Origin of the sequence: Thalassotalea ponticola, from assembly GCF_041379045.1 — a bacterium.
GTDB lineage: Bacteria > Pseudomonadota > Gammaproteobacteria > Enterobacterales > Alteromonadaceae > Thalassotalea_A > Thalassotalea_A ponticola.
Map to the genome: position 1 here is coordinate 2,480,437 of NZ_CP166871.1, position 23,708 is coordinate 2,504,144.

23 protein-coding genes are annotated in these 23,708 nt (G+C 44.2%); 8 read left to right on the forward strand and 15 right to left on the reverse strand.

Annotated elements, in window-relative coordinates; all coding sequences use genetic code 11:
• Positions 1-72: 72 nt before the first annotated feature.
• The 10 genes from purF to ACAY30_RS10850 all read right to left on the reverse strand — a co-directional run bounded on the left by purF (position 73) and on the right by ACAY30_RS10850 (position 10,660).
• Positions 73-1,590: an amidophosphoribosyltransferase gene (purF, locus tag ACAY30_RS10805; protein ID WP_290252016.1), complete on the reverse strand. Its 1,518-nt coding sequence runs from the start codon at positions 1,588-1,590 to the stop codon at positions 73-75.
• Between the two features lie 27 nt (positions 1,591-1,617).
• On the reverse strand, positions 1,618-2,100 hold the full coding sequence (locus tag ACAY30_RS10810) for a CvpA family protein (protein WP_290252122.1): 483 nt from the start codon (positions 2,098-2,100) through the stop codon (positions 1,618-1,620).
• A gap of 109 nt (positions 2,101-2,209) precedes the next feature.
• Positions 2,210-2,935 carry an SPOR domain-containing protein gene (locus ACAY30_RS10815; RefSeq protein WP_290252015.1) on the reverse strand — a complete coding sequence of 242 codons (726 nt, stop codon included), beginning with the start codon at positions 2,933-2,935 and terminating at the stop codon, positions 2,210-2,212.
• 9 nt (positions 2,936-2,944) lie between these two features.
• Positions 2,945-4,219 (reverse strand): bifunctional tetrahydrofolate synthase/dihydrofolate synthase, encoded by a 1,275-nt coding sequence (gene folC, locus ACAY30_RS10820; protein WP_290252014.1) that lies wholly within the window; start codon positions 4,217-4,219, stop codon positions 2,945-2,947.
• A gap of 9 nt (positions 4,220-4,228) precedes the next feature.
• Positions 4,229-5,092, reverse strand: a complete 864-nt coding sequence (gene accD / locus ACAY30_RS10825) for an acetyl-CoA carboxylase, carboxyltransferase subunit beta (RefSeq protein WP_290252013.1) — start codon at positions 5,090-5,092, stop codon at positions 4,229-4,231.
• Between the two features lie 232 nt (positions 5,093-5,324).
• Positions 5,325-6,110 (reverse strand): tRNA pseudouridine(38-40) synthase TruA, encoded by a 786-nt coding sequence (truA, locus tag ACAY30_RS10830; protein ID WP_290252012.1) that lies wholly within the window; start codon positions 6,108-6,110, stop codon positions 5,325-5,327.
• 190 nt (positions 6,111-6,300) lie between these two features.
• Positions 6,301-7,185: a FimV/HubP family polar landmark protein gene (locus tag ACAY30_RS10835; RefSeq protein WP_371189885.1), complete on the reverse strand. Its 885-nt coding sequence runs from the start codon at positions 7,183-7,185 to the stop codon at positions 6,301-6,303.
• A 53-nt stretch (positions 7,186-7,238) separates the two neighbouring features.
• Positions 7,239-8,318 carry a FimV/HubP family polar landmark protein gene (locus tag ACAY30_RS10840; RefSeq protein WP_371189886.1) on the reverse strand — a complete coding sequence of 360 codons (1,080 nt, stop codon included), beginning with the start codon at positions 8,316-8,318 and terminating at the stop codon, positions 7,239-7,241.
• A 175-nt stretch (positions 8,319-8,493) separates the two neighbouring features.
• Complete coding sequence (locus ACAY30_RS10845) at positions 8,494-9,510, reverse strand: aspartate-semialdehyde dehydrogenase (RefSeq protein ID WP_290252010.1); 1,017 nt, start codon at positions 9,508-9,510, stop codon at positions 8,494-8,496.
• 37 nt (positions 9,511-9,547) lie between these two features.
• On the reverse strand, positions 9,548-10,660 hold the full coding sequence (locus ACAY30_RS10850; protein WP_290252009.1) for a 4-phosphoerythronate dehydrogenase: 1,113 nt from the start codon (positions 10,658-10,660) through the stop codon (positions 9,548-9,550).
• A gap of 274 nt (positions 10,661-10,934) precedes the next feature.
• Between ACAY30_RS10850 and ACAY30_RS10855 the strand changes: the two genes are divergently transcribed.
• Positions 10,935-11,585 (forward strand): hypothetical protein, encoded by a 651-nt coding sequence (locus ACAY30_RS10855; protein ID WP_290252008.1) that lies wholly within the window; start codon positions 10,935-10,937, stop codon positions 11,583-11,585.
• A gap of 95 nt (positions 11,586-11,680) precedes the next feature.
• Positions 11,681-12,250 carry a hypothetical protein gene (locus ACAY30_RS10860; protein ID WP_290252007.1) on the forward strand — a complete coding sequence of 190 codons (570 nt, stop codon included), beginning with the start codon at positions 11,681-11,683 and terminating at the stop codon, positions 12,248-12,250.
• Positions 12,251-12,427: 177 nt separating this feature from the next.
• On the opposite strand, the gene ACAY30_RS10865 is transcribed toward ACAY30_RS10860, so the two are convergent.
• Positions 12,428-13,774, reverse strand: a complete 1,347-nt coding sequence (locus ACAY30_RS10865) for a sodium-dependent transporter (RefSeq protein WP_290252006.1) — start codon at positions 13,772-13,774, stop codon at positions 12,428-12,430.
• Between the two features lie 148 nt (positions 13,775-13,922).
• Between ACAY30_RS10865 and ACAY30_RS10870 the strand changes: the two genes are divergently transcribed.
• Both ACAY30_RS10870 and ACAY30_RS10875 read left to right on the forward strand, forming a co-directional pair.
• The gene (locus tag ACAY30_RS10870) at positions 13,923-14,996 is read left to right on the forward strand and encodes a sulfotransferase (protein WP_290252005.1); all 1,074 of its coding nucleotides are present in this window, start codon (positions 13,923-13,925) and stop codon (positions 14,994-14,996) included.
• A gap of 10 nt (positions 14,997-15,006) precedes the next feature.
• Complete coding sequence (locus tag ACAY30_RS10875) at positions 15,007-16,125, forward strand: aspartyl/asparaginyl beta-hydroxylase domain-containing protein (protein ID WP_290252004.1); 1,119 nt, start codon at positions 15,007-15,009, stop codon at positions 16,123-16,125.
• A 183-nt stretch (positions 16,126-16,308) separates the two neighbouring features.
• On the opposite strand, the gene ACAY30_RS10880 is transcribed toward ACAY30_RS10875, so the two are convergent.
• Together ACAY30_RS10880 and ACAY30_RS10885 are read right to left on the reverse strand one after the other, a co-directional pair.
• The gene (locus tag ACAY30_RS10880; protein WP_290252003.1) at positions 16,309-17,877 is read right to left on the reverse strand and encodes a tetratricopeptide repeat-containing sulfotransferase family protein; all 1,569 of its coding nucleotides are present in this window, start codon (positions 17,875-17,877) and stop codon (positions 16,309-16,311) included.
• Positions 17,878-17,939: 62 nt separating this feature from the next.
• Positions 17,940-18,422 (reverse strand): YajQ family cyclic di-GMP-binding protein, encoded by a 483-nt coding sequence (locus tag ACAY30_RS10885; RefSeq protein ID WP_290252002.1) that lies wholly within the window; start codon positions 18,420-18,422, stop codon positions 17,940-17,942.
• Between the two features lie 139 nt (positions 18,423-18,561).
• On the opposite strand from ACAY30_RS10885, the gene ACAY30_RS10890 reads away from it, so the two are divergent.
• Together ACAY30_RS10890 and ACAY30_RS10895 are read left to right on the forward strand one after the other, a co-directional pair.
• Complete coding sequence (locus ACAY30_RS10890) at positions 18,562-18,918, forward strand: VanZ family protein (protein WP_290252001.1); 357 nt, start codon at positions 18,562-18,564, stop codon at positions 18,916-18,918.
• Positions 18,915-19,856, forward strand: coding sequence for a ketopantoate reductase family protein (locus tag ACAY30_RS10895; RefSeq protein ID WP_290252000.1), 942 nt, complete (start codon positions 18,915-18,917; stop codon positions 19,854-19,856). Before ACAY30_RS10890 ends, ACAY30_RS10895 begins: the two co-directional genes overlap by 4 nt.
• A 31-nt stretch (positions 19,857-19,887) precedes the next feature.
• Here the strand turns inward: ACAY30_RS10895 and ACAY30_RS10900 are convergent, their stop codons facing one another.
• Both ACAY30_RS10900 and ylqF read right to left on the reverse strand, forming a co-directional pair.
• Positions 19,888-20,337: an HIT domain-containing protein gene (locus tag ACAY30_RS10900; RefSeq protein ID WP_290251999.1), complete on the reverse strand. Its 450-nt coding sequence runs from the start codon at positions 20,335-20,337 to the stop codon at positions 19,888-19,890.
• Positions 20,338-20,348: 11 nt separating this feature from the next.
• A complete protein-coding gene (gene ylqF / locus ACAY30_RS10905; protein ID WP_290251998.1) occupies positions 20,349-21,296 on the reverse strand; it encodes a ribosome biogenesis GTPase YlqF in 948 nt (315 codons plus the stop codon).
• Positions 21,297-21,663: 367 nt separating this feature from the next.
• Here ylqF and ACAY30_RS10910 point away from each other — a divergent pair, with 367 nt between their 5' ends.
• Complete coding sequence (locus ACAY30_RS10910) at positions 21,664-21,918, forward strand: uroporphyrinogen decarboxylase (RefSeq protein ID WP_290251997.1); 255 nt, start codon at positions 21,664-21,666, stop codon at positions 21,916-21,918.
• Between the two features lie 625 nt (positions 21,919-22,543).
• Positions 22,544-23,704, forward strand: a complete 1,161-nt coding sequence (locus ACAY30_RS10915) for an IS256 family transposase (RefSeq protein WP_371189889.1) — start codon at positions 22,544-22,546, stop codon at positions 23,702-23,704.
• Positions 23,705-23,708 lie beyond the last annotated feature (4 nt).

Here is a 23,708-nt window from a genome sequence, read left to right on the forward strand (position 1 = left end):
CCACAAACGAGGTCCTTTTTTATTTTATTTACGCTTGCTACAAGCTGCGTTGACGCGGTTTACAGCAGGCGATTATTCAGCGCCTTCGTTGTGTAAATCGAGAATCGAATCGGCTTCTTTATCCGATTTTTCTTTACTCTCGTTATTTCTCAATGCATCGAGTTGTACAAGGTATTCGTTATCAATATCGTTGGTAATATATTGACCGTCAAATACTGAGGTCTCGAAGGTTTTGATATCAGGATTTGCTTTGCCTACCGAACTGATTAGATCAGGTAAATCTTGATAAATGAGTTTATCGGCGCCAATTAGTTCACAAATATCTTCTAACTCGCGGCCGTGAGCAATAAGCTCTGTGGCGCTCGGCATGTCAATACCGTATACGTTAGGGAAACGAACTTCTGGTGCCGCCGATGCAAAATAGACTTTCTTGGCGCCGGCTTGTCGGGCCATTTCAATAATTTGTCCAGACGTTGTTCCGCGAACAATAGAGTCGTCAACAAGCAATACATTCTTGCCCTTAAACTCTTGGTGAATTGCGTTTAACTTGCGACGCACAGACTTCTTGCGCTCGGCTTGGCCCGGCATAATGAACGTTCGGCCAACGTAGCGGTTTTTAACAAAACCTTGGCGGTATGGCAATTCGAGTTCATGTGCTATTTGCAGCGCTATATCACATGACGTTTCAGGAATTGGAATAACAACATCAATATCGAGGTCATCCCATTGACGAGCAATTTTCTTACCCAAAGCGACGCCCATTTCAACCCGACTTGCGTATACTGACATCTTGTCAATGGTCGAATCAGGACGAGCAAAATAGACAAATTCAAAAATACACGGGTTGTAACTTGGATTTTCTGCACATTGGAACGAATGCAATTGTCCTTGTTCGGTAATGTAAATTGCTTCACCAGGTGCGACATCGCGAATGAATTCAAAATCACACGCATCAAGGGCTACCGACTCTGAGGCGACCATGTACTCTGTGCCCTGTTCAGTCTCACGCTTGCCAAATACCAACGGACGAATGCCATTTGGATCTCGAAATGCAACCATACCATGGCCAACAATCAACGCCACACTCGCGTAAGCGCCACGTACCAGTTTGTGAACTTTGGCAACGGCAGTAAAAATATCTTCAGGGGTTAACTGCAGATTGTCACTTTGACTTAATTGATGGGCAAACACATTCAATAACAGCTCTGAATCAGAGGTGGTATTTACGTGGCGGCGCGCTTCTTTAAACAACCAAGAGGCCAATTCGTCGGCATTGGTTAAGTTACCATTGTGCGCTAGAGAAATACCAAATGGAGAGTTAGAGAAAAACGGTTGAGCTTCTGATGAGCTCGAGGTACCCGCTGTAGGGTAGCGAACATGGCCGATGCCAATATTGCCTTGTAGACGCAGCATATGACGCGTATGGAAAACGTCCTTTACCAAGCCATTGGCTTTTCTAAGACGAAATTTGTTGTCACTGATAGTAACAATACCAGCAGCGTCTTGGCCGCGGTGTTGAATAACTGTTAAACCATCATATAAAGCTTGGCCTACCGGTGACGTACCTACGATGCCAACTATACCACACATGAATTTTCTCTCCGCAAGAATACCCGTTTAGCTTAGAAAGCTTGAAGAGTTTTTCAAATATTCAAAAAACCATTCAATTACAACTCTAAACTCCGGAATTAATAGCGCTTGCTGCCACCAAACGGTTGTCGGAGCTGGCGTAAAGGCATCCATAAAAAATAGTATTGCACTGACAATCAGTGCGCCACGTAATGCGCCAAATGCCAACCCCAGTACTCGGTCGGTACCAGACAGCCCTGTTTTTGAAACGAGTTGCCCGATTAAATAGTTAATCAAAGCACCAAATACTAAGGTCACTACAAACAATATCGCTATTGATGCGGCATTTCTTAACATCGTATCGTTAATATTGGTTAAATACGCTGATAATTCTTGATAAAACGTACTGGCGACAAAAAACGCACAGATCCAAATTGCAAGAGATACAGCTTCTTTAACGAAACCACGTACTAAACTGATTAAGGTTGAAATGCCTATTATGGTTAAAATAGCGTAGTCAATCCAAACCATCATTTGTGTTCCCTATTTTATGGCGCGCATTCTAACAGAATCGACGTCCTAGTTACTACTGATTTATTATTTTTATCTGCACTTGTAAGGAGTGTTTTGCTCGAGCCTTTTAGTTGCTAATTGGCTCAAATTTAGCCAGTTTACCTTGAACACCGGTAAGTGCTTTTAATTTACCAATTTTTGCTTCGAGCGATTTGGAATTTAGCTCTGGACCGATAAACACTTTGGTCAAATTTCCCGCTTTGGTTTTGATCGGGCGAGTGAAGGCGGTATAGCCTGCTTGCTTTAGTTTAGACATCAGGGTATTGACATTGTTTTTGTTGGCAAAGCTGCCAAGCTGAATCACGTACGCCTGAGCGGATTGGCTAGCATTGCTCACAGCCGAGGTCACTTCTGATGCCATCGCAACGTTCTGAGCGCCAAACGCGGTGGCAGTGGTCACAGTACTCGTGGTCGCTGTCGTCTTGGGCTCAGTCTCTGGCACATCGCTTTGCTTGTTCTGTTTGTTCGCTTGCTCTGTAATCGCTGCCGACTTTGCCACAACTTCAACCTGTTCACCCTGCTCTGTAGCAACGCTTTTCTCGACAGAAGTGAGTTGGTCATCCGCCGGCTCATCGGTACTCAACGTCTCAGGCTTATTCAGCTCTGCCGCAAAATCTTGATGATCAAAATCTTTAATTTCAAGTGCGTTGACCGCACCGCTATGAGTAGGTATCGACTCAAACTGTGCTTGATAAGCCTTTTTTTCGCCGTCAAAAAAACTGGGTAAGAAAATGACCGCGGCGGCGGCAACAATAACCGTTCCAACTAAGCGATTTTGCAAAGGTGTAGACAAGATGACTCCTTAAGTATCCAACAAAGGCAAGTTTTTATTAATTTCGGCCACCGTGAAAAAGGATCCAAAAATTAGAACCATATCGTTTTTACGAGCGTCTTTTAAAGCCATTTTAAAGGCATCTTTGACATTGTCAAAGCTATTCACTAACTGACTGTCTTGAGTTAACACGGCAGACAGTCGCTGAGCACTTTCACCCCGAGCTCCAGGTAGCGAAGCAACGTACCATTGATCTACTTCACTGTACATAGCTTTTAAGGTGTTTTCGATATCCTTATCTTTGAGCATGGCCGTCACCGCCAGCACTCGCGCCTGTCGGTTGGCATGCACAAATGAGGCTAAATAGCGCGCAGCATGAGGATTATGAGCAACATCAACGATGACGTGTGGTGCCTTGCTCAGTGTTTGTAGTCGGCCTTCGAGTTGGCACTCACTCAGCCACTGATTTACCTTGTCGATGTCAAATCCGACATTGAGTAAGGTTAATACCTGCAGTGCAGTAGCCACGTTATCTCGTGGAATTTTGGCCATGCCAAGACCTGACAGCGTCTGCGTGCTACTCACCCAAGTCCACGGTTGCTGCAACGATTGTCCGACAATATCAAAATCAATGCCGCGTAGATAACAACGGGCATTGATCGACGCTGCGAACTGCCGAACACTTTCTGGGCAATTGCCGTCGCCGATGACCAAAGGCGTATCGGCACGGGCGATACCGGCTTTTTCATAGCCAATGGCATCACGTGTATCACCGAGAAACGCTTGATGGTCAAGGTCAATACTGGTGATCACAGCAATATCGGCATCAATGATGTTAGTAGCATCTAAACGCCCACCCAAGCCAACTTCCAATAAGATATAATCGGGTCGTTGTTGCTGACAAATCATTAACGCCGCTAACGTTGTATATTCGTAATAGGTTAATGAAATATCACCGCGCGTAGCCTCTATCGTCTTAAACGCGTCAATAAGCGGTGCATCGTCAACCAAGGATTTGTTTATGCGCAAGCGTTCGTTAAATCGCTCAATATGGGGGGAACTGTAAACCGCCACGCTGTGACCGATGTCGAGCAGAGCGTGTTCTAAGAAGGCGCACGTGGTGCCTTTGCCATTGGTGCCTGAGACGGTGATAACGTTCGATTTAGACAAGTCAATTTGGAGCTTGCTTGCCACCTTTGATATTCTGTCCAAGCCCATATCAATCTCAGTGCTATGGATAGACTCCAAATAAAAAAGCCATTCATCTAGGGTGACCAAGGATGAATGACTATTTTGATTATTCATAGTGAATTCTTAAATGCTCGGTTCTGGGTGTCCCATAAATTTAGCAATTTGTCTGGCTAAGGTCGAGCGCATTTGTCGACGATCGACGATCATGTCAATCGCACCATGCTCAAGTAAGAACTCTGAACGCTGAAATCCTTCAGGTAACTTTTCCCGTACCGTTTGCTCGATAACTCGAGGACCAGCAAAGCCAATTAATGCCTTTGGTTCGCCGACGTTGATATCGCCTAACATCGCTAAACTCGCCGATACACCGCCCATCGTCGGGTCGGTTAATACCGAAATAAACGGCAAACCACGCTCACTCATTTTCGCTAACGCAGCACTGGTTTTGGCCATTTGCATCAGTGACATTAGCGCTTCTTGCATGCGTGCGCCACCACTTGCCGAAAAGCACACAAGTGGCAAGTTGTGTTCTAGACAATGCTCAGCTGCTTTGACAAATCGAGCACCAACCACAGATGCCATTGAACCACCTAAGAACGAGAACTCAAAAGCGACTGCGACGATCGGCATGCCAGCTAATTCACCGCGCATAGCGACCAACGCGTCTTTTTCACCGGTGGCTTTTTGGGCAGCTGCAATGCGATCTTTGTAGCGTTTCGAATCTTTGAATTTGAGCTTATCTTGTGGTTCTAGCTCGCCGCCGATTTCCGTTCTTTCACCTTGATCTAAAAACGAGTCAAGGCGCTTTCTTGCAGACAAGCGCATATGATGATCACATTTTGGACAAACGCCGATCAAACGCTCGAGTTCTGCTTTATACAAAACCGCACTACACGACGTACACTTCGTCCAAACGCCTTCTGGAATATTGCGCTTACTCGACGATGATTGTTTCGGTTTTGGGAGAATCTTTTCAATCCAGCTCATAGTTTTGCTATACCTACGTTATTGGTAATAGGTGACCGCTCAGCTTTAGGCCATCACCTTCTTTAGTTATTCGGTAAATTTATAGCATTGTAAACAGACACACTATAAATGTAAAAATTAGCGTCAATTTAACCACATTTCACTAGACCATTTACAGCAAAAACTGGTCTGTTTTGTCGATGTTTTCCACCTATCGATGCCAATTTGTCTATTTTCGCTACATCATTATTGGCTAAACAGTTAAGAACAATGGCCCTGGTTCGGGTTTGGGGATGTTAAACTGCTCTGGGTAATCAACGTCAACAAAATAAAGTCCCCCGGCAGGCGCTGTCATGCCCGCTTGACAGCGATCGCGTACCGCCAGCACTTTTGCAATCCAATCAACGGGTTCCAAACGTCGCCCTACCCGCATTAAGCTGCCGACGATATTGCGTACCATGTGATGTAAGAACGCATTGGCCTTTATATCGACAATTACATACGGTCCGACTCGGCTGACATTGCAATGTAACACGGTGCGCAATGGCGAGTTAGCTTGGCAATGCACGGTGCGATATGAGGTAAAGTCGTGGGTACCAACCAAGTGCTGAGCAGCTTGATGCATAAGCGTTTCATCAAGTGGGTAATAGCAGAAGCTCAAGCCTTTGTGGAATATCGCCGGGCGATAAGGGCCGTTGTAGATAATGTATTTATATCGACGCGCGGTGGCACTAAATCGGGCGTGAAAATCATCGTCAACTTGCTTGCCCCACTTAACCACGATGTCTTTAGGTAGCTTGCTATTGACCCCTAAAGTCCAACCTCGCTCTTGGCGATCGACCGGTGAATCAAAATGGACCACCTGCCCAGTGCCGTGTACACCGGTGTCGGTACGTCCTGCACAAATCACTTCGGTAGGTTGATTAACAACTTTAGAGACTGCTTGCTCTAACTCTTGTTGGACACTGTTGACATGGTTTTGGCGTTGCCATCCACAGTAGTTGCTACCATCATACTCAATGCCTAATGCAAAACGCATAGAAATTCCTCTGTAAAATAAACGCGCGTACTATAGCAAGTAAGTTTATCAAATACCATTTGTCTGCTTGTATACGCGTTGGCCGTGTTGCCGATCAGGTAATTTAGTATAGAGCAAGGTAAGGCGACTGTTTCAAAGCGGGCTGAGGGGGTAAAAAAAATGCCAGCGTTCGCTGGCATTTTTCAATGGTTTACTTAATCGAATATAGCAACTGTTGGGCTTGTTGTTGCTGCGCCGAGTTACCGAGCTTCATCACACTCTTTAGAATTACCGCCGCATTATCTAAATCGCCAATATCGATATATACCTGAGCGAGGTCTAACTTGGCATTGACGCCGTGTCGGTCATCGTCAACATCTATGTTATTAACATTGCCGGTAAATTCTTCAAATTCGTCAAGACCGACGTTGATATCGTATGCGGCAAGTTCTGAATCATCCAATTCTTCGGCTTGTTGCGACTCTTGTAGCAATTGCTCTACCGGTACGTATTGCTGTTCATCGCGCTTATCAGCTTGAACTGATGGTTTAACCGCTGCAGATTCAACTGTTTGCTTTGTCGATACTGAATCAGCAGCTCGAGTTTGCTTAGGCTGAGGCGTTGTGGCCGCTGGTTGCGACGATATGTCGGCCAGTAATTGATCGAACTCGACTTCGTCATAGTTGTTAATTTCATTGTCTGGCGCCATAGCATCACTCGCATCCGAACTGTCGTCATGCTGAGGTTGTTTGGCTGAGCGAAGTTGTGCCGGCTTAGATTCTTGGTCAAGCATCTCATCAATAATGTGCTCAATGTCTAAATCAGCTTCATCGGGTAACTCAATGTCATCACTCGCCAATTTATCCAGATCAGCAGACTTGCTATCGCCAGCCTCTGCCACACTCGGTTCGATTACCGCATCATCTGCTGTTTGTGCGGTTTCTGTCAACTCTCTGTCACTGGTCTCGTTTGCGCGCATAGGTGCATAGTTTGTCTCGGTTTTCGCTTGTGGCAGCGTCGATGTCGACGGTTCATTAACCACATCGTTAGTCGCATCATTATCCGAGGGTACTGCCGAAATTGGTTGCTGCTTCACCGGTTTGGCCACTGGCTTAGTGATACTGGGAACCTTACTTGACGTGGTTATAGCTAACTGATTAGCGACACCTGATTCATTTTTTTGCGGCGCGAAATTAAGAAGAACAAAACACCAACTAGCACCAATAAAATTAAGTTACTCGACCAGATAACCATTGGGTTAGAGAAAAAGCCTTGCTTTTGCTCCGCCAATTTTCTTTGCTCGGCCAATAATTGTTGCTCACGGCGCTTGGTTTGCTCTAACAGCTTCTGCTGCTCCGCTAACTTGCGATCCATCAGCTCTTGCATTTCACTTGCTTTGGCCACTTCGTATTGCAAATACGACAGCTGATCGTCAACCGCACTCAAACTGCTCTTAAGCTCTTCATTTTCTGACGCTAAAGTCGTTTCGTCGATATTGGATTGGGCTACTGAAGGTTCCGGTTGTGTGCTGGGCTGTTGCTCTTCACTTGCGGTTTGTTCCGCATCCGCCGCACTGAGGTCCTGATTATCAGTTTCGCTTTCACTAACTTGGCTGCCTTTTGCCTCATCAGCTTTTGCTTTTTGCTCATTGGCTAAAATCGAATCGCGAAGATCAATATCACCCGATACAGGCAGAGCTTCTGAGTTAGCTAATTGACCATTGCTAACACTGGTCTCTAACGGCTCAGCCGTTACAGTGTCAGGCGTCGACGGCGATTGTTGTGTCGCAACGACATCCGATCTCACTGGCGTCTCACCTGCGTCTGTAACTTGTGGTGTTTGCTTGTTTTTCTCACCGTAAGGATAAGGTGCCACTTGGCGAATTTCAGCGATTGACGGTATGCGTAAATACTGTCCCTCAATCATGGTGTTGATATCGTTGCGCAAAAACGCTTTGGGGTTTGCGTTAAACAATGCCATCATCACTTGATAATTTGACACCGAGGTATCAGGTCTGTGGGCAACAGCGATCTTCCACAGCGTATCGGTCTTTAAAATGGGTCCGTAAACATCAGCTTTTTGCTCAGCACTAGATGATGCGATTGTTGAAGTGACAGGGGTACCATTAACTGCATCATTAGCCAATACAGCATTGGCAAACATAATAGCTAGTACAGCAGGTATTTTACAACGACGTACGTAACCTGAGTTATTATTATTGGCTACCATGAATGTGATCCTTCCTTACTCGGCAGTGTTTTTATATTCGGGGTTTACACAGATACTTAAAAGAGCTCATAATTTTGACATTATGAGCTTATCCTATTCGATACTATAAACTAGAACAAGGTAAGTTACTACCGATAAATTTGCCTTGTTACTATAACATCACTGGGGTGGGCAATTACATGTAATCTCGGATCAACAGCTCGGCGATTTGAATGCTGTTGGTTGCCGCACCTTTACGCACGTTGTCCGCCACCACCCACATATTGATACCAAATGGATGAGAGATGTCTTCGCGAATTCGGCCAACAAAGGTGTCATCTTTACCACTGGCATCGCTCACCTGGGTAGGAAAATCTTCATCGTTGTCACAAACCACCACACCAGGCGCGTTTGCCAGAAGAGCTTTAACCTCTTCAGCGGATGTTTGTTGGCGTGTTTCAATATGCACCGCTTCGCCGTGACCGTAAAACGCAGGCACGCGAACGGCAGTAGGATTAACCATAACCGATTCATCTTGGAGAATCTTTTGTGTCTCCCAGACCATTTTCATTTCTTCTTTGGTGTAACCGTTATCGAGAAATTCATCGATTTGTGGAATGCTGTTAAATGCGATTTGGCGGCTGAACTGCTCTATTTTAACCGGTCTTCCAGATAACAATGCCGCACACTGTTTCGCTAGCTCTTCAATGGCCTCTTTACCCGCCCCTGACACTGACTGATAAGTACTGACATTAATGCGCTCAATACCCACTGCGTCGTATATCGGCTTTAATGCCACCAACATTTGGATGGTAGAACAATTTGGGTTGGCGATAATATTCCGGTTGCGATACTCGGCAATAGCATGAGGGTTCACTTCGGGTACCACCAATGGAATGTCAGGCTCATAGCGAAAATGAGAGGTATTGTCGATCACAACACAGCCAGCTTCTGCCGCTATAGGCGCATACTTGGCCGAGGTTTGCCCACCAGCAGAAAAGAAGGCCAAATGCGCTTGGCTAAAATCAAAGGTTTCTGCATCAATTACTTCAAGGCTTTGCCCATTAAACTCAACCACTTCACCCGCACTGCGCGCACTGGCCAATGGGTATAGGTTATTGACCGGAAACTTTCGCTCTTCGAGGATTTCCATCAAGTGTTTGCCAACAAGTCCTGTCGCGCCTAATACGACTACATCAAATTTTTGTGCCATGAGTGATCTCTGTTTATTTACATGTTTGTATATTTGGTTATTGAAAGCCTAACAGCCGATACATAGGTGAGCGCCTATGTATCTCGTCAGGTAAGTGTAACGCACTAAACTCGCGTCGAACAGGGTAGTTTTTACGCAGTCCATCAAACGATGCTTGCGACAGTTGTTGACGAAATATGGTATCGTCGCGACGCACGTCATAGACTCGAAACACGGTGTCTCGTATATGCTCTAATGTATCATCAATACCGTGTTTGTCATCCGCAAACTGCTGCTTTGGTAAAAAATCTGGCAATTGTTTGTTGCCTTTGCGCCCCAAGTGCTTACACAACGCTTGGTACAACATCTCAGTGCCCCGCGCCTTACCCTCTAAACTGTAACCGGCGATATGCGCTGTGGCGATTTGGCAATGATCAATAAGCTCAGTTAATATGTTCGGCTCATTTTCCCACACATCAAGCACTAAATGCGGCCCGCCGCCTTGTTGCTTTAAACGCAACAGCGCATGATTATCAATAACTTCACCACGGCAGGCATTAATTAGAATTTGTTGTGGGCAGAGCTGCTCAAGGCGTTGTTGATCAAACATGTGGTAGGTCGCAAATTCGCCAGTTAACGTTTTTGGCACGTGCAGCGAGATAACATCACATTCACATATTTGTTCAAGACTGACAAAATCACGAGCGTCGTCAGTTTTAGCGAGTAACGGGTCGCACAGTTTGTATTGCACCCCTAACGCAGCTAATTTTTTTGCCAAGGCTGAGCCTGTATTACCGGCTCCGACAATACCTACGCACTTATCTGCCAACTGAAAGCCCAAACGTTGGCTCAAAACCATAATTGAACTCAGTACATACTCAGCCACAGATACCGCATTGCAGCCCGGCGCGTTGGTAAATGCTATATTTTGGCTTGATAAGTAATCTCTATCGACGTGGTCAAATCCTATGGTCGCGGTACCAACAAATTGAATCTGCTTATTGTCTGCGAGTAATTGTTGATTTACTTGGGTAATTGAGCGAACCAGTAATACGTCGGCCCGTTTTAACGCATCAGCGTTTACGTCGCGTCCAGAAAAAGCGTGAAGTTGACCAAACTCAGCAAAGAATTGCGCCGCGTAAGGTATGTTTTCATCATAAAATATGTGCACTGATGCCTCTGTTCTGAGGTTATGTTATCCGCTTATTATAATTCAGCTAGATCGCGATAAAAACCCAAAATACCCGGTATTTATTTACAGACCGGTGAATTGCGTATGAATAGGATGTTCGATTAAAGGCTCAAAAACATCGCCAGCCGACCTTGCTGTTAGCGAGTAGCGAACTTTAGCGACAAAACGTCAGTTTAAGGCAACTAAATATTCGGTAGCAATCGGATAAGAAGATGACTAAAGTATTGTTTTATTTGTTGAAAAGGACATTGCTTTGAAAATCATTAGAGCTATCTTGTTATTGTGCGTGAGTTTTCCTACTTGGGCTAGCAATCAGTCAATGGTCGATATTTCTATTGTAAAGTCTGATGACGGCAAATGGACATTAACGTATCAAACCAAGCAGCCGGCATCGCGATTGAGCTTTATTAGAAACCCCGATCGATCTCGAATTGAGCGCTGGAAGCCAGTATCGTCAGATTTCGCCATTGTTTCTTCTGATGAGCAGGAGTATATCATTAAAAAAGACGGCTCTGCTTTTACCGAAGTCAGTTTGCTGTTAACCCCAACATATAAACACCTTGCCAAAGATTATGCTCCGTTTTCACCGTATTCTAATGATGGTGTACTTATATACACTGGGCGCTTATTTGCCTGCATTAATACGTGTATTGATAACGTTAATCAGTGGCATATTTCTATGCAAGTACCACAGGGTGAGCATATCATCGTGGCTAGCCAAGTGTTTAAACACACGACGAGCTGGACAGACGGTAACGACGGTATGAACATTTATGTTGGCTCACAGCAACCTATTGCAACTCAGAATGTTGTAGCCGTAATCGACAGCGGGTTACCTGACAAAATAAAGCGTTCATTAAATTCTGATATTCCTAGTTTATTAAATACTTCGAGCAGAGATTAGGTACACTCAACGGGGTAAAACCAACCTTATTTGCTTCTTATGCGAATATTGATGGTCACTCATCGCAAGGCGGCACCTTACCCAATCAAATTTTTATGCACTGGAATTTAAATAATCTCAATGAACGAGTGAGCGATAATAAGTTTGTCAATGACACCATTTGTTTTTTTGCTCATGAAGTGGCTCACTTATACCAAAATAGCCGTATTGGAGATATTTATGGGGAAAGCGATGAGTCATGGCTTCACGAAGGGCATGCCGATTGGTTGGCAGCTTCGGCTTTGCAAGAGCTTTATCCTGATACACGCGAATATGTCGCCAATAAAATAGATCGATATCGAAATCATTGCGCAAAAGGATTGCGTCAGTTTCCACTTGTCGAGGCGGCTGATAAAGGCCGCTTCGACTTGTACTATAGTTGTGGTTTACTTATTCATCAGGCCATTGATCTAGCATTGCAAAAACACGCTAAAAAGGACATTTATTCTCTGTGGGTAGACTTTCGTAAACAAGCCGAAACAGGCGATACAAAAGGCAGTAAAGTGTTCTTGGCACACACTGAAAAGTGGACGTCAAAAGCGCTTGTTAACAGAATCAACGAGGTGATTGAAAGTAAGCTGTCAAGCCCTGAGAACACTCTCAACCAGCTTGCGACGAGTAAGTGATACGCTAACCCAAATTTGTTGATTTAAATACCGTGTCATCAACACGCAGAGTTAACGTCAATGGGCGCCTGATTGCAGGTGCGCTTAACCTAATCAGCAATATACGCACATTGTCACAGTGAAACTAAAAAAGCCTACATATTGATGTAGGCTTTTTGGTGTCGGTTGCAAGTACAACTACAGCGAATGTAGAAATACCATGAGTATCGCCACGGGACAAACAAACTTAGTGTACCAAGGCCATATCTTCCAAAACCATGACGACTCTACGTCTTCGTTGCCATGTTTAATTTCTTCAAGTAAGTCAGAGCGATTAAAAATCCAACCAACAAAAACACAGCACAACATGGCGATGATGGGCTGACCATATTCGGTTGCGATCATCGCAATAAAGTCCAACATGAATTCAATATTAAAGATGATCAGTGCACTCATGGCAAAAATCAGTAAGCCGATGGCCGTGGTAGCCTTGTTGCGCTCGATATTATGACGTTCGACCGCATAAGAAACAGGACCTTCTAGCATCGAGATTGACGATGTTAACGCTGCAATACTCATCAGTACGAAAAACGCGAATGCGACAAACAAACCGATTGAGCCCATGCTATTGAACAGAGCTGGCAACACATCAAATACCATAGTCGGGCCAGAGATAAGCGACCCGTCGGCGGCAAAGATTTCTACTCCTTGATATTGGGCCACATACATAGCAGGAATAATCAACAAACCCGCCATAAACGCAATAGTGACATCGATTAAGGTGACTTGTGCTCCCAATGAGACAAGATTCTCTTTTTTCGCAATATACGAACCGTAAATCACCATAACACTGGTGCCTAGTGACAAAGAGAAAAACGCTTGGCCTAGAGCGCTAATCAACAAGTCAGGCTCTAACACGCGACTCAAGTCTGGGTTTAAGTACGCGCGTAAACCATCTATAGCGCCATCGAGAGTAATGACATAAAGGATCAGCATGAGCAACAGTACAATCAGCACTGGCATCAAGCGCTTTGACCATTTTTCAATACCCTGTTCGACCCCTTTGCGGATAATAAAAATGGTGAAAAACATAAATAGCGCGGCAAATAGAATATTGCGTATATCTCCTTGGCTGACCACCCAGGTCGCCACGCCGCGCATACCGAGTAACTCGGCGGCTGGCTCAATAGCATATGACATCATCCAACCGGCGATAATACCGTAGAAGCTTAAAATAAGTCCTGCGCAAATGACCCCGCCAAATCCAACGATAAAGGCGAACTGTTTTTGCCAGGTTTTACGCGACATCTTTTGCATTGAGGTCACTGCATTAGCTTGTCCGTAGCGACCAATAACCAACTCAGCCATGAATGCAGGATAGGCAAGACAAAATGCTAGCACTAAATAAACCAATACAAATGCGGCGCCACCATTGGTTGCCGTTTGTGTTGGAAAACCCCAAATGTTGCCTAAGCCAACCGCCGAACCCGCAGCGGCCAAAATAAATCCTAATCGAGAGCTGAACTCTCCACGAGATGTCGCCATAAACTACTACTTATTATCATTATAAAAAATCCTGCTTTACCTTAACCAAACACAGCGAGGTTGGCAAACAGATAATTACCTTGATATCGCTAGTGCGGATAATTTACACTGAGGCGATAACAACAACTTAACATCAGCCTAACGAGTCATGAGCAGTATCCATTTCGACCGTCCAATTATTATCTTATCAGCACCGCGCTCTGGCAGTACGCTATTATTTGAGACACTGAAAAGGTCACAACAACTTTGTACCATTGGCGACGAAAGTCATGCGGTTATCGAACAAATAGGCAAGTTTAGTACCGCTTATCGAGGCTATGTATCCAATCACTTGGCCGCCGCCGATGCAGATCCCGTGCACAGTGATTTATTAAGGCAGCGCTTCGCTGAGCGGCTACAAGACCGCGACGGCAATCCACTCGATATTGGGTACGAACAATCGGTTCGCTTTTTAGAAAAAACCCCAAAAAACGCATTGCGCGTCGACTTTTTAAACAAAGTATTTCCAGATGCCCTATTTGTCTATTTAGTGCGCGACCCGCGTGAAAATATCGCATCAATTATGGATGCGTGGTTCAGTCAGCGCTTTAGAACATACCCTAATTTACCGGGCTTTGATGGTAAATGGTCGCTGTTGCTGCCGCCTAACTGGCAATCAATGCGCGGCAAAACACTGGCACAAATAGCGAGTTTTCAATGGTGCAGTGCAAATCAACACATCATAAACAGCTTAAAACAAATCGCGCGACAACGATGGACATTGGTTAATTATCGCGAACTGGTAAGCAATCCTCAGCGCGTTGTCCAATCAATATTAGATTTTTGTCAACTGGCCGACGAGCCGCAACTATTGACATCGCTGAAAAGTGGTATGCCCCTCTCGCAGTATACGTTAACCGCACCAAATGCCAATAAATGGCATAGTAAAGCCTCGCTATTAGCTGATGAGATGCCGAATATAGAGCCGACCCTAGAGCAAATAAACCAATTGCTTTTAGCCGAACAACTCTCACCATTATCAGATCACATAAGTCGTCAATTGATCGAGGCTGCAGACGATAAAAAATACGACATAACCATTGGCCAACAGCTTGCAGCAACGGTTCATCACGGGGTTAGTGACCGCAGTGATAATCAATCGAGAAAACCGCTCTCCCGCAATGCCCCGTGTCCCTGTGGGTCTGGCCAACGATACAAGTCTTGTCATGGAAAATTAACTTAAGATAAACACTATGAAATTAGCGCACGAATTTTACCAACTTCCTCTTAGCTTTGATGTTGAGCGACTACAGCAAGAAGTATTACAGCTCGATGAAACCTTTTGGCAAGCTCACCACGAAGGCTTTAAAGGCAATATTGCCGTGCCTTTACTCAGCGTTAACGGCAGTGTAAACAATGACTTTAAAGGTCCGATAAAAGAAACCCAAGCTCTGCAACAATTGCCGTACATCCGTCAGGTCCTCGCCTCCTTTAACCAGGTTTTTGGTCGTTCGCGATTAATGGCATTAGAACCGGGCTGTCAGGTACCGGAGCACACCGATATCAATTATCATTGGTACAACCGAGTTCGTATTCACATTCCTATTGTAACCACTGAGCAAGTGATCTTTTACTGCGCAGACAAGCAAGTGCATATGGGGGCTGGAGAGTGTTGGATTTTCGATTCATGGAAGCAACACAAGGTTGTTAATAACAGCAACGTGCGACGAATTCATTTAGTAATAGACACCCATGGTGACAGCAAGTTTTGGCAACTGGTTAATAAGTCGACAATCCCAGGTGTACAACAGGCTTTAGTACCACATAAACACCTACCATATAGCGTTAACAACACAGCCGTTATCGCCACAGAGCGCTTCAATTTACCGGTTGTTTTATCACCTGGCGAGTTGGACTTTATGCTTGGTGAATTAAAGCGCGAAATAGAGCTAGCCAATAATGACACAACTATAACTGCTAACTTGTTTGCCAAACTCGATGCGTTTGCTCAAGACTGGCGCCAACTGTACAGTTTATACGGCCAAAGCGAAGCGGGATGGGAGCGCTATCACCAACGGCGTGACCAACTATTCCACTCGGCAAGAGAATTGGCCAGTCAACTTAGCTTGACCAATCACACCAGCGCGTTACAGATGCTAATTCACTGTATTATCGATCCCGCTTTAAACGTCGAGGTCGCCCAAAATCAGCTTGATGCGACGGCCCCAGTCGGCGGCGAAAAAAGCGCATTAGCAAAGCAAGCTAAAGCCGCAAATGATCTACCCAGACCGCCTTCAGCCATGGTAAGTCGCAACAGTTTGTGCCATTGTGAGTCGGGAAAAAAATTCAAGCATTGTTGTGGTGCGTTATAAAAAAAATCCTCTGCCAAATATTGGCCAGAGGATTAAATTTAGCATGCCTAGTACGTCCTAACTAAGATGCAATCTAGATGCAAAATATGTAACTAGCTTGCTCTGCTTAGGCGTGCTCATCTTTGCTTAATAATACAAAAAAGCTCAACGCCTTCTCAGATCAAGAACTTGCTGCGATATTTACTATTTTGCTAGTTGTGCCGCTTTTTGCTCAATTTGTTGCCAGGTGGTTTTATCTTTAAAAAACGACCAATAATGTTGACCAGATCCAACTGAGCGTCGGTTAATAGGTTGTTTTACTTGACTAACACTGGGTGTTAACACGGCTTTATCCGATTTATAAAATGTTAAACACTGTTGCTCAAACGGCAACTCACAATAGTCAACGAGTTGCTTTATTTGTTGTTCCGAGTCTGCCGTAAGCTGTTCGTAGCTAACGTGATACAACTGTTTACCAAGTAAATTTTGCCAATGAAACATTAGCGTTAAATACCCCTGCCAATAAAAACTTATCGCCCCTAAGTGATAGGAATAATCGTGGCCATTAGCAAAATATTGCTTGTACACGCTCATCGCGTTATCGATGGGGTTGCGCACAAGGTTGATGATTTTAGCTTCCGGAAATAGGGTTTTTATCAGACCAATGTGTAAATAGTTATTCGGATTTTTGTCGATAAACAGCTCAACATCGCCATCAAAATAATCACTCACTTGCTGTAAGTATCGCTGTCGATAGTTGTTTATCTCTGTTGGCGTTAATCGCTCTATCGCTTGGGCATAGCTCGGCCCTTGAATGTCTATGGCAATGCGTTCGATAAAAGGTAACTCGTCGGTGGTTTCAACCTGACTGTGGGCAGCGAGTATTTGCTCGACTAGTGTCGTACCAGAACGTGGCATACCGACGATAAAAATAGGTCGTGGCTGCTTGTTCTGATGAGCAATAGCGCTTGCCTTGACGTCCTTTACCCGCATCAGATCCGAGATCAGTTGATGATAGGCTTGTGCCTTAAAGGGGCGTAACGCGTGCATTAAGTCATTGCCTTGTTGCATATAGCGGAAGGCTTGCTGATAGTCGTTTTGTTGCTCGAAGCTACGCGCTATAGCAAAACACAATAAGGCTTTGTTTTTGTCGTTTTCTGCAAGCTTGAGCTCAGTCAATAACTGTTGCTGCTCATTGCGATTAAAACGGTAATCTTTTAAATCCGCCAAACTCCAATAACCAACCCCAGTGGCATGTGTCGCTTTACTGATAAATTGGTGATAGTAGTCGGCGGCGGTTGCCGACTCCGCTAACGCTTTGTGTACATGGCCTAAATTCAATAACACATTAACATCTTCGCCTTGTTCGGATAGCAGCGATTGAAAACACGCTTTAGCCGCTAGGATTTGCCCCGAGCTCAGTAACGCCAACGCTTTTTGGTAGCGCTGAGTAAACGACGCGATCTCGAGCTGCTCTAGCTTATTGCACAAAGCCACCACATCAAAATGATGTTCCTTGTTTATCGCCAGTTCTAACTGGTAACTCAACGCCTCAACGTTTTGCTGATCTAAGGCGAGTATATTATTGGTGGCCTCGGTGAGTTGTACCATATCACCTTGGCGCTTAGCTATCTCTGCCATAATCAACAGTGCATCAATATTCCCTTTGTCCTTTCTCAACACTTTTCGAACCGCCATCAGCGCAAATCCCGATTGACCGCGTTGCATATAATCCTGTGCTTGTACTAATTGTTGTTGTATCAGCTGTTGCATAGATAACTCCCAATAAAAAAGCTTATACAAAGGTATAAGCTTTTTTAATATCTGTGGCGGTATTAATCTTTAAAGTTATTGAACTGAAAACTTTGTTCTAAATCCGCGTCGCGAACCAACGCCATGACGGCTTGCAAGTCGTCGCGTTTTTTACCTTGGACTCGCACTTTGTCACCTTGAATAGACGCTTGTACTTTGATCTTTGAGTCTTTTATCAACTTAACCAATTTTTTGGCAACAGCTTGCTCTACACCTACTTTAAATGAAATAGGCTGAGTGTAAGTTTTACCGGTGTGATCCATTTTTCCTACCGTCATCGCTTTGGCGTCAATTTGACGTTTAGCCAGTTGCGCACGAAGCATATCGAGCATTTGCTTAACTTGGAAATCACCTTCCGCTTTTACCGTTACATTTGGGTTTTTGTACTCAAATGACGCTTCAACACCGCGAAAGTCAAAACGAGTTGCTAATTCTCTTGAGGCGTTCTCGCTTGCATTGCGGACTTCTTCCATATTAACTTCAGAAACAATATCAAATGATGGCATAGTTATTTCTCTTGATGATCAATTTGCACTAAGGATATCAAAGCCCTAACCACTATGGCTAGGCGATTATGGAAATAATTCTTTTTTCGCGCTAACTCGTGTTACTATCAGACAACATTGGGTGCGTTTATTGTGATTTATGTTGCTCAAAACAAAACATCGCTACTTGACCTATGTCGGTATTTTGATCATTACCGTTGTGTTGACAAATGCCGATGAACTGTCGTTGTGGCTAACAAAAAAATTACTGCTCGACAAAGTTGGTCATTTTATTAGCTTTTTCCTGCTTACCTGGTTACTCGATAAAATCATTAGCCTACCTCGTGCAGTGCTTGTGCTAAGCGTCATTTGTTACGCCGGATTTACCGAGCTTTGCCAATGGTATTTGGGCTTTAGAAGCCCACAGTTTTACGACTTTATTGCCAATGCACTGGGTTGTCTTAGCTATTATATCGTCGCAACTGCACTGTCGTTAGATATTAGTAAAAAATCATGATCAATATAGCAGTTTTAGGAAGTGGTGCGATAGGTACCTTGATTAGTGCGTTGTTAGTTGACCATCAAGCCAGTGTGGGTCAATCCAATTACCGGCATCAGGCGGCTATTCGGCTTATCACTAAAGAGCCTTCTGCAAAAGTACACACATTTTCGTTAAAGTCGCTGCAAGGCGAGGTTAAATCTTACTCCATAGAGCGTGCTAATGAGCCGTTTTTACAACACTGCGATCTGTTGATTTGTTGTGTTAAATCATATGACGTGGTTAGCGCATTGCGGCCATTAATGGCGCTGCTTTCTGATCGATGTCATATAGTACTATGCCACAACGGTATGGGTACACTCGAGGCAATCAATCGCGAACTGAAGCTAATACAACCCGTTTATGCGCTGCTAACCACCATGGCAGCCAAACGAATTGACCGTAATTACACACAGCACACCGGCTTGGGAATCAATAATTTAGGACACCTGCAGGGGGCTACGCGACAACCTTACCCATCGTCTGCAGTACTAGACGCGCTTATCAACGCTTTGCCAAATACGACCTACTGTGACGACATCGGGTTAAAGCAGTGGCAAAAATTAGCGATAAATTGCGCGATCAACCCACTGACTGCGATTGACGATATCTGTAATGGCAAGCTGGCGAGCGCTAAGTATCAGTCCGCCATAAAACAATGCCTTAGCGAGGTGGTTTGCGTTGCCAATCGGTGGCAGATCAATTTACAACTCAATGACTTAATTACACTGGTAAATCAAGTCATTGAGCAAACTGCTTTAAACAGTTCTTCGATGCGGGAAGACGTGCGCCATAATCGACGCACTGAAATTGACTATATTACCGGTTACATTTGCGAGGCAGGTCGTAACGCTGGAATTTCGACACCGGTTAACAATGACCTTTATCGGCGAGTGAAAGTACTAGAGCCACACTAAATCCGCGCGGCTTAGCAAATCTGCAATGTGGTTAGTCTAGACGCTGATCTGAGTTAGGTACCACAATAGCCTGTAGCGCGGGTAAAATAGTCGCTTTCAATGCCGCAAGAGCTTCTGCAGTGTATGGTTGTAACGAATGAACGCCCCAAATCGGTTTTGGCCAAGCAAGGTCATTAGTGAACCGAACCACGTGGTGAATGTGTAATTGCGGTGTCACATTACCCAATGCAGCAACATTCATTTTGTCGCCATTGAATACCTGCATTAATATTTCACAAAGTGCGCTTGATTCATTCAAAAACTGTTGCTGATCTTGCCAGTCCAGCTCATACAAGTCTTTTACCCCTTGACGCTTAGGCACCATAATAAACCACGGGTATTGGCTATCATTGCACAATAGCAATTTACACAGCGGAAACTCAAAAAGTTCGATACCGTCGCGCTGTAAATCTTTGTGTAACTGAAAATCATCACTCATCATAATATTCCTTGTTAACGCTTTTTCTTTTTCGGTTTGTTTTTTCGCCCTCTGCCGCGCGCGAGCTTTTTAGCCTCGCGTTCGGCCAGTCTATCGGCTTCGAGTTGAGTAAAGTAAACCTGCTCTTTGGCAACCATCTCAGGAGTCTCGAACGTTATTGGCCCCAGCGTATTGTCTCGAATTTCATTGATCAATATTTCTGATGCTTTATGAAAGTCAACATGGCCTCCGGCGCGAACGCAGCCGCGCTTTCGTCCAAGCTCTTCTAAAAATAAATAGTCTTGCTCTGGCAATTCTTCTATTTGATATCGTCGCTTTAATCGCTCAGGATAAGCTTGCAATAAATACTCTGCTGCGAAACAGGCTATTTCCTCATGCTCAAAGGCAGTATCTTTAACCCCACCCGATACCGCCAAGCGATAACCGCTATTTTCATTAGCTATTTTAGGCCACAACATGCCTGGAGTATCAAATAAGTATAAGCCATCTTCTAGGCGAATACGCTGTTGAGATTTAGTCACGGCGGGCTCATTACCCACCTTAGCTTTGACCTTGCCAACCAAGGTATTTAGTAACGTCGACTTACCTACATTGGGAATGCCCATAATCATCGCATTGATCTGCTTGCCCGGTTCATCCTTATTCGGCGCGAGCTTGCGGATAAGATCAGGGATCAGCTTAGCCCCTTGAGGCTCTTGGGTAGTTAATGCAAGTGCCTTAACATTGTGCTGAGACTCTAAATGCGCAATCCATACTTTGGTTAGTTCGGGATCCGCGAGGTCACTTTTGTTGAGTATTTTAATCAGCGGTTTTTCCCCTCTGATTTCGGTGATCATCGGGTTCTCGCTACTAAACGGTAGACGAGCATCACACACCTCAATCACCACATCAATTTGGTGGATTATTTCTTTTATTTCTTTTTGGGCTTTATGCATATGCCCAGGAAACCAGTTAATTGCCATATGAATCTATAAATCAGATGAAGTAACAACATTCTAGCAAGTTAACCGCGGATATACATTATTAAATGTCGGTGAGACATTATGATTACTTGGTATTAAAAATCGCAAAATGCGCCCTCTGTAGCGAATAACCACTTGTTATAGTTAACTAGTATCAGTTTTCAATTGAAGTGCCTATAAATCGCAGTTTAACAGTTAAATTTACGTTAACTTTGTGTAACAAAGGTAAATATTGGTTGTAAAATGTACATCCACTTCCGTTTAACATTAAACGTGGTAATATCCGCCTCCGTTAAATATTACAAGCTATAGCAGGACGCTTGAATCGTTCAAGATGAACACGATAGTGTTAATACAAGGTGATGTTATGGAATTTATTGAATTATTTGGGTTTGTCGCATCGGTAGTCGTTGCTGTGTCATTGATGATGAAAAACATCGTGCATTTGCGCATTGCCAATATGATTGGTTGTGCTATGTTTTCTGCATATGGCTTTATCATAGGCTCCCTGCCTGTAGGCTGCATGAATGCCTTTATAATGTTTGTCAACATTTACTATTTAACGAAGATGTATATTAACTACACACACAGTAAAGCAACGCCTGAAGGCTCCCTCGCTTAGTAATATTTTTACTGCTTATCGTTCACTCTGCAAAATGACATTGCAGAGTGAACCGTATATCATTTCTTAGCATTACACTTCAATTAACAGATAAACATCATCCTGGAATCGCAGAGCGATTGCGGGACCTCCTTGAGCGCGCAGAGATTTCTTTATACGCACACTCACTTTTCCAGAAACAGATAAACGTCATCCCGGAATCACAGAGCAGTTTCCGGGAACTCGTTGAGCGCGCAGAGATTTCTTTATACGCACACTCACTTTTCCAGAAACAGATAAACGTCATCCCGGAATCGCAGAGCGATATCCGGGAACTCGTTGAGCATGCAGAGGCTTCGTTAAACGCACACTCACTTTTCCAGAAACAGATAAACGTCATCCTGGAATCGCGCAGCGATGTCCGGGACCTCCTTTAGCGCGCAGAGGCTTCGTTAAACGCACACTCACTTTTCCAGAAACAGATAAGCGTCATCCTGGAATCGCGCAGCGATGTCCGGGATCTCCTTGAGCGCGCAGAGTCCATACCGTCCCAAAAAGTGTGTCCCACTAGACAAATAAAAAAGTCTCTCTTAGTTTAGTTGAAAGTTTCGACCAAAAAACAATCAACAACAAACGGAGAGAGACCATGACTAATTTAACGCTGAATAGTAAACAAATTCAAGCAGCATTGGATTCATTAATCGAAAAGCCTGGAGGGCTCAATCAAGTACTAGAGCTGGCTCTAAACTCATTTATGAAAGCAGAGCGCACAGAATACCTAAGAGCATCACAAGGAAACAAAGGCAATGGTTACAGACAAGTGTCCGGCCTAGGTATTGGTAGTGCTTTATCATTACAGGTTCCTCGAGATCGACTGAATCAATTCAAGCCTTGGATCCTCAATGTAATGAAGGAGCAAAGTGATACATTAAATGAGCTTTGCTTCGAACTTTATGCTAAAGGTTTGACAACCCGAGATATCGAATCTGTAACCGAATCGATTTACGGTCAGAAACTGACGCGTAGCGCGGTATCACGCATCACCAAAAGTCTTTATAAAGAAATGGAGGACTTCAGAAAGCAGAAGCTGTGCGAGTACTATCCCATCATTTATCTCGACGCGACATTCATCAAGACAAAGCGTGAAACAGTTTCCAGTGAAGCTTATTACATTGTGCTGGCCGTTAAGCATGATATGACTCGCGAGGTTATCGGTATCTACAATGCGCCAACGGAATCGGCGTCAAATTGGGATGACATCTTATTAGACTTAAAAGCTCGAGGGCTCGCACAAATCGACCTCGCTGTGATAGATAACTTAGCCGGTTTAGATTCAGCCATTGAGCGCCATTATCAATGCCGAATTCAAAAATGCGTGTTGCATATGAAACGCAACATCTTAAAGAAAGTGAAAAAATCTCATCGTAATGATGTTGCTGAGGATTTAAGGTTTGTATTCAACTTAGAAGATCAATCGGATGATCGAGAGGAGTTTCTGCTCCGAGCGACGTGGTTGTCTGATAAATGGGGTAAACGATATCCTAGCTTCAAAGTGTTTATAGATGAAGTATACATGTACTATTACGCGACCTATTTAGACTTTGAGCCGATGATCCGAAATATGATTTATACTACCAACTGGATCGAACGATTAAATAAATCATTCAAACGTACGCTCAAAATACGAAACTCTATGCCAAGCGTTGACTCAGTGTTAACCATTCTGAGTAAGGTTGCATTGGATATGAATCAAACGACTTACCAATACCCAATAAGTCGTTTTGAGAAAAGTAACTTATTTAACTAGAAAG

Bases quoted from the DNA above. Each gene is read 5' to 3' on its own strand.
- purF (WP_290252016.1), bottom strand. From the start codon at position 1,590: ATGTGTGGTATAGTTGGCATCGTAGGTACGTCACCGGTAGGCCAAGCT.
- ACAY30_RS10810 (WP_290252122.1), bottom strand. From the start codon at position 2,100: ATGGTTTGGATTGACTACGCTATTTTAACCATAATAGGCATTTCAACC.
- folC (WP_290252014.1), bottom strand. From the start codon at position 4,219: ATGAATAATCAAAATAGTCATTCATCCTTGGTCACCCTAGATGAATGG.
- accD (WP_290252013.1), bottom strand. From the start codon at position 5,092: ATGAGCTGGATTGAAAAGATTCTCCCAAAACCGAAACAATCATCGTCG.
- truA (WP_290252012.1), bottom strand. From the start codon at position 6,110: ATGCGTTTTGCATTAGGCATTGAGTATGATGGTAGCAACTACTGTGGA.
- ACAY30_RS10840 (WP_371189886.1), bottom strand. From the start codon at position 8,318: ATGGTAGCCAATAATAATAACTCAGGTTACGTACGTCGTTGTAAAATA.
- ACAY30_RS10845 (WP_290252010.1), bottom strand. From the start codon at position 9,510: ATGGCACAAAAATTTGATGTAGTCGTATTAGGCGCGACAGGACTTGTT.
- ACAY30_RS10860 (WP_290252007.1), top strand. From the start codon at position 11,681: ATGCACTGGAATTTAAATAATCTCAATGAACGAGTGAGCGATAATAAG.
- ACAY30_RS10865 (WP_290252006.1), bottom strand. From the start codon at position 13,774: ATGGCGACATCTCGTGGAGAGTTCAGCTCTCGATTAGGATTTATTTTG.
- ACAY30_RS10870 (WP_290252005.1), top strand. From the start codon at position 13,923: ATGAGCAGTATCCATTTCGACCGTCCAATTATTATCTTATCAGCACCG.
- ACAY30_RS10875 (WP_290252004.1), top strand. From the start codon at position 15,007: ATGAAATTAGCGCACGAATTTTACCAACTTCCTCTTAGCTTTGATGTT.
- ACAY30_RS10880 (WP_290252003.1), bottom strand. From the start codon at position 17,877: ATGCAACAGCTGATACAACAACAATTAGTACAAGCACAGGATTATATG.
- ACAY30_RS10885 (WP_290252002.1), bottom strand. From the start codon at position 18,422: ATGCCATCATTTGATATTGTTTCTGAAGTTAATATGGAAGAAGTCCGC.
- ACAY30_RS10890 (WP_290252001.1), top strand. From the start codon at position 18,562: ATGTTGCTCAAAACAAAACATCGCTACTTGACCTATGTCGGTATTTTG.
- ACAY30_RS10895 (WP_290252000.1), top strand. From the start codon at position 18,915: ATGATCAATATAGCAGTTTTAGGAAGTGGTGCGATAGGTACCTTGATT.
- ACAY30_RS10900 (WP_290251999.1), bottom strand. From the start codon at position 20,337: ATGATGAGTGATGATTTTCAGTTACACAAAGATTTACAGCGCGACGGT.
- ylqF (WP_290251998.1), bottom strand. From the start codon at position 21,296: ATGGCAATTAACTGGTTTCCTGGGCATATGCATAAAGCCCAAAAAGAA.
- ACAY30_RS10910 (WP_290251997.1), top strand. From the start codon at position 21,664: ATGGAATTTATTGAATTATTTGGGTTTGTCGCATCGGTAGTCGTTGCT.
- ACAY30_RS10915 (WP_371189889.1), top strand. From the start codon at position 22,544: ATGACTAATTTAACGCTGAATAGTAAACAAATTCAAGCAGCATTGGAT.